The sequence below is a fragment of the Limimaricola litoreus genome (assembly GCF_024159025.1).
Taxonomy (GTDB): Bacteria; Pseudomonadota; Alphaproteobacteria; order Rhodobacterales; family Rhodobacteraceae; genus Limimaricola; species Limimaricola litoreus.
This window is the reverse complement of sequence record NZ_JAMYXC010000146.1, coordinates 1-4,786: the sequence shown is the minus strand read 5'-3', so window position 1 is coordinate 4,786 and position 4,786 is coordinate 1. Positions and strand designations below refer to the sequence as shown.

Genomic DNA, 4,786 nt, shown 5'->3' with positions numbered 1-4,786 from the left:
GAGCGCCCGCGCCATCCGGTCGAGCGGCGCGAGGCCGCGCCCGACGCTGATCCAGATCAGCGCTGCCAGCACCGGCAGGATCGCCAGCGCCGGCAGCAGCAGCCCGCGCGCCACATCTGCGACCAATCGCTCGCACACGGTGAGCCGGTCGCCGACCATCACCCGAAGGCCCGGACCCTCGTTCACCATGGTGTAGACGCGCCAGGCCTCGCCATCGACGAGGCTGTCGGAAAATCCCTGCTGCTCGGCCGCGAGCCGGCCCGAGGGCGCGCTGGCCGACGCACCCAGAAGCGCGCCGTCGAGCGACCAGATCTGGCAGGACAGCTGGCGCGAATAGTCCGCCTGCGACGACAGTGCAGGCAGATCGAGCGCCAGCGGCCCCGCCGAAACCACATCGATGCGTCGGTCCGAGATCAGCGAGGAGACCATCTGCGCGGCCTCGGCGAGGCGCGCCTGATCGACCTGCCCCGCCGTCTCATCCGCATGGTTGCGTGGTTGCGCGATGGACTGGCCGATGAAGGGCTGGTCCTCGCTCTGGCGCAGGTCGATCGGGCCCAGCTCTGTCGTCATGCCCCAGCGCGCCACCATGGACCGGGCCAGCATCGTAGCCCGGCGGATATCGTCGTCGGCACCGGAGCTGACCGTTCCGATCAGCAGCTTCTCGGCGGCGCGCCCGGCCAGCAGCGTCGCGAGCTGCGCACGAAGATACGGCTCGTCGAGCGTGTGCCGTTCGGTTTCCCTCATCATATGCGTGCCGCCAAGCGTGCGCCCGCGCGGAATGATGGTCACCTTGTAGAGCGGATCGGCATCGGCGGTGTGAAAGGCCACGGCGGTATGACCGGCCTCGTGAACCGCCAGCCGGTGGCGCTCATCCGGCCGGATCGCCAACGACCGCAGCGTGCCCATCATGATCTTGTCGCGCGCGTCGTCCAGATCGGCCCGCCGGATGAAGGCGCCGCCGCGCCGCGCCGCGTTGATCGCGGCCTCGTTCAGAAGGTTCTTGAGATCGGCGCCCGAGAAACCCGGAGTGCCTGCGGCGGTCAGGTCGAGATCGGGGGCGCTCTTCAGCGGCAGGGTCTTCGCATGAACGTCGAGGATTGCGCGCCGCGCCGTGCGGTCGGGCAGCTCCAGCGTCACGTGCCGGTCGAACCGCCCGGGCCGCAGCAGCGCCGGGTCGAGGACGTCGGGGCGGTTCGTCGCGGCGAGCACCACCACCGCCTCGCGCCCGCCAAAGCCGTCCATTTCGGCGAGGATCTGGTTGAGCGTCTGCTCGCGCTCGTCATGCCCGCCCCCGACCCCGGTGCCGCGGGTCCGGCCGATGCAGTCGAGCTCGTCGATGAAGATAATGGCGGGGGCCGCCTGTCTCGCTGCCTCGAACATCTTGCGCACCCGGCCCGCCCCGACACCGACACCGACATAGATCTCGATGAATTCGGAGCCTGAGGTGGAGAAAAAGGGCACCTCGGCTTCCCCGGCAAGGGCCTGCGCCATCAATGTCTTGCCCGTCCCCGGCGGCCCGACGAGCAGCACGCCATGCGGAACCTCGGCCCCCACCCTCTGGAAGCGTTCGGTATCGCGCAGGAATTCGACAAGCTCGGAGACCTCGCGCTTGGCCTGATCCTGACCGGCGACATCCGCGAAGGTCACCTTCCGGGCGGGTGTGCTTGGCTTTGCGAAACGCCCCCCAGCAGCGCGCCGGTCCCCGGTCCCAGACCGCCCGCAATGCGGCCCATCATGCGGCGCTGGAACCAGAAATAGATGCCCAAGATGACCGCCCAAGGCAGCAGGTAGCTCAGGATCGAGATCCCCTGCGGCTTCGTCGCGGTGATCTCGACCCCCTCGCTTTCGAGCAGCGGCAACAGGTCCGGGTCCGCCTGAACGGGCGTCACCGCCTGATATCGGACGGGATCGGCGCCACCGGGCGCTCGGGTGCCGACGGTGATCGCATGGTCCTGCAATTCGGCGCTGACGACCGCGCCATCACGGATCATCTGCTTGAGAGCGCTGTAGGACACGACCTGCAATTCCTGCGGCGGCAGGAACCAGAGCGAACCCAGCCCGATCAGGAGCCAGAACGCCACCACCCATTTCCATTGGCCGAAGGCGGACCACGGAGGATCCGGCGTCGGCGAGTGTCCCGTATCGTCCGGCATCTCCGTCCCCTTCCGTGTCATCTGGCGCGTCGGCCCTACTATCGGGGATCGGGCGCCGGGGCGGATTGATGCAGGTCAAACGCGGTCAGCTCGCGGTTGGGGGGTACGAAAGCTGATGCGGCCTAGCGGGCGAAAATCTCTTCCATGCGCCTTGCCCGATCGAAGCGATGCGCCGTCCTGCCATGGGCCGCACCGCCCCCGGTCCGCCGTCATTCGCGCAGGGCCTCTTCGATCGACACGCCCTGCGACACCTTCTCCCCGGGATGCACAACGACGACATCGCCCTCGGCCGGCCCCTCCAGCACCTGCGCGACGCGATCGTTCCTTTGGCCGATCTCCACGCCCATTCGTGCTGCGCGCCCGTCCCGCAGCGCGAAGACCGCCCAGCCGGGGCCATCGCGGAACAGCGCGCCGACCGGCACCTGCAGCACGTTCGGCGCCTGCCAGTAGATGATCGCCAGCCGCACCGCGTAGCCATCGCCAAGCCGCGCCCCCTCCGGCAGGGGTTCGGCCAGATCGAAGATCGCCTCGACCCGCTGCTCCTCGATCCCGAGCGAGGAGACCACCGTATGCGCCAGGGGAACAATCCGCCGCAGCCGCGCGTCCAGACCGCCCGCGCCGCCCCACCGATCCACGCGGGCGGGCGCGCCTTCGGGAATGCGCACCGCATCGCGCGACAACAGGTCGGCGACGATCTCGAGATCGTTTGGATCGCCGATGCTGAGAAGCCGCTCGCCGGTGGTGACAGGGCCTTCGCTTCGCCGATCGATCGCCATGACCACCCCGCTCGCCGGGGCACGGATCTCGACGCAGCAGGCCGAGGCATCGTCTTCGTCCTCGTCTGGCCCGACCAGGGCCGCCTTCGCGCGCTCCAGGCTGCTTTGGGCGAGCGCGCGCGCCGATATGGCGGCGTCGCGCGCGGCCTCCCGAAGCTTGAGCGCCTGCGCCGCATCCTCGAGCCGGACCGAAGTAGCGACGCCGCGCTCGACCAGCGCCTGCGCCCGGTCGAACTGCGATTTGCCATAAGCCAGATCCTGCAGCGCCTGCTGCACGCGGCTTTCGGCGGCGGCGAGCCCGGCCTCCGCCTCATGCACCGCCGCCTCGGCCTGAAGCCGGCTGCGCCGGTCCAGCAGTCCCGGCGCGATCGGTTGCACCACGGCGACGATCGTCTCCCCCTGCACGACCGGATCTCCCACCCGCACGGGCGAGCGCATCGCGGTCCCGGTGAAGGGCGAGGACACCTCCCAGGTCTCGCGAACCCGGGCCTCGCCATCGACCTCCACGGTCACCTCCATCGGCCCGCGCGTGACCTGCGCCAGATCGGCGGTGACCGGCACCGGGCGGACCGCGACCCAGGTCAGCGTGGCAAGGGCCAGCCCCGCGAGGCCGAGCAGCAAGATGAGACGGTTGCGACGGGTCATGGTCATTCCCTCGTCTTGAGGACGGCGACGATGTCCGCCCGGTCGAAGCGTCGACGCACGAGCAGCGCCGAGGCCAAGGTGACGGCGAGCGTCACGAGGCTCGCCGTCGCGAAATTCGCCGCCTTCAGCACCAGCGGGATGCGGTAGAGGTCGCTGTCGAAACCCGCCACCATGGCCGAGGAAATCCACGCGCCGATCGCCCAGCCGACCGGCTGCGCCAAGAGCGCCAGCACCGCCGTCTCGCCCAGCAGGATCGACGAGGCTTCGATCCGCATGAAGCCGAGGATCCGCAGGCTCGCCAATTCGCGCGCGCGCTCGGACAATTGGATGCGCGCGCCGTTATAGGCGACGCCCGAGGTGATCAGGACCGAGATGGTGAGAAACAGGATCGTGTTGCGCCGGATGTTCTCGGAAATGGTGCCGCGAAAGCTGTCGCGGATCTCGGTCAGCAGCACCGAGGAGGCGATCTCGGGCAGCGTCTTGATCGCGGCATGAAAGCCGGGGAGTTCGGCCGGATCGAGCGCGAGGTGCAGCGCGGTCGCGCGCGGTGCCTCATCGAGCCGCGCGGCGAGGGCATCGAGATCCATGTAGGCCCCGAGGCCGAGATACTGGGTCGTCACGGCGGTGACGATCTCGTCGAACCCGTGGCCGCGATCCTGCTCGACCTCGACGCGCAGGCTGTCGCCGCGCTCCACGCCGAGCTGATCGGCGAGATGCCGCGACAGCAAGAGCCCGGTGCGCGGGATCTCGACGACACGGCCCTGCGCGTCGAGGGCGCGGGCAAGATCACCCCCCGGCGGGCGCGCCGTGATCGCGAGGCGCTTGGATCGGGGCCCGTGGCGCAGGGTCACGGACAGGTCGAACTGCGGCTCGACCGCCAGCACGCCGGGCAGGTCGCGCGCGGCAAGCGCAACCCCGATCGGCGCTTCGTTCGCGAGGATCAGGGTTGCGTGCTGGCGGTTCGCCCGAAAGAAGGCGGTGTCGATCACCTCGTCGAGGGAATCCGTCAAGAAGGTGGACGCCACGAGGATCGCGACACCGAAGGCCAGCCCCAGCGTCGTCATCGCCGCCCGAAGCGGCCAGCGCAGCAGACCGCGCAGGATCATCATCGCGGGCTGCGACAGGCGCAGCGCCCCGATCAACCGATCGAACGGCCCATGTTCGAAGCGCGGCGCCGGGGCCATTGCCACCGCCGGGTCGAGCCGGGCGGCC

At 69.7% G+C, this 4,786-nt stretch carries 4 protein-coding genes; all 4 read right to left on the bottom strand.

Annotation, left to right across the window (positions count from 1 at the left end):
• A partial coding sequence (locus NHG85_RS09795) for an AAA family ATPase (RefSeq protein ID WP_253331916.1) occupies positions 1 to 1,647 on the bottom strand: 1,647 nt, incomplete at its 3' end.
• Positions 1,644 to 2,153 (bottom strand): ATP-dependent metallopeptidase FtsH/Yme1/Tma family protein, encoded by a 510-nt coding sequence (locus tag NHG85_RS09790; protein ID WP_253331915.1) that lies wholly within the window; start codon positions 2,151 to 2,153, stop codon positions 1,644 to 1,646. The genes NHG85_RS09790 and NHG85_RS09795, both read right to left, overlap by 4 nt.
• Positions 2,154 to 2,362: 209 nt before the next feature.
• A complete protein-coding gene (locus NHG85_RS09785; RefSeq protein ID WP_253331913.1) occupies positions 2,363 to 3,574 on the bottom strand; it encodes an efflux RND transporter periplasmic adaptor subunit in 1,212 nt (403 codons plus the stop codon).
• A 2-nt stretch (positions 3,575 to 3,576) separates the two neighbouring features.
• Positions 3,577 to 4,786: ABC transporter permease (locus NHG85_RS09780; protein ID WP_253331911.1), on the bottom strand; the 1,210-nt coding region annotated here is incomplete at its 5' end.

What these genes read in the sequence shown, in the direction of transcription:
- NHG85_RS09785 (WP_253331913.1), bottom strand. Translation starts at nt 3,574, where the DNA reads ATGACCCGTCGCAACCGTCTCATCTTGCTGCTCGGCCTCGCGGGGCTG.
- NHG85_RS09790 (WP_253331915.1), bottom strand. Translation starts at nt 2,153, where the DNA reads ATGCCGGACGATACGGGACACTCGCCGACGCCGGATCCTCCGTGGTCC.